Origin of the sequence: Candidatus Pantoea formicae, from assembly GCF_011752625.1 — a bacterium.
Taxonomy (GTDB): Bacteria; Pseudomonadota; Gammaproteobacteria; order Enterobacterales; family Enterobacteriaceae; genus Pantoea; species Pantoea formicae.
Genome location: NZ_VWXD01000059.1, coordinates 1 through 240 on the forward strand (window position 1 = coordinate 1; position 240 = coordinate 240).

General features: G+C 50.0%; 1 rRNA gene. It reads right to left on the bottom strand.

Going from position 1 to position 240, the window contains the following annotated elements:
• Positions 1–143: 143 nt before the first annotated feature.
• Positions 144–240: ribosomal RNA gene (locus tag F3J38_RS27900) — 23S ribosomal RNA — on the bottom strand; the annotation flags it as partial.

Genomic DNA, 240 nt, shown 5'->3' on the forward strand with positions numbered 1-240 from the left:
AGTCACATACTTCAGTATGCTCCTTCACATCGTCTCGGTCGGCGCCTTGCCCCTGCGCAAAATCTTTCGTTTCCGCTAAATCTTATCCGGATGAATCAAGCTGAAAATCTGTCGCGTCTCTCAAAAAACGCCTCTGGCGTTGTAAGGTTAAGCCTCACGGGTCATTAGTACCGGTTAGCTCAATGCATCGCTGCACTTACACATCCGGCCTATCAACGTCGTCGTCTTCAACGTCCCTTC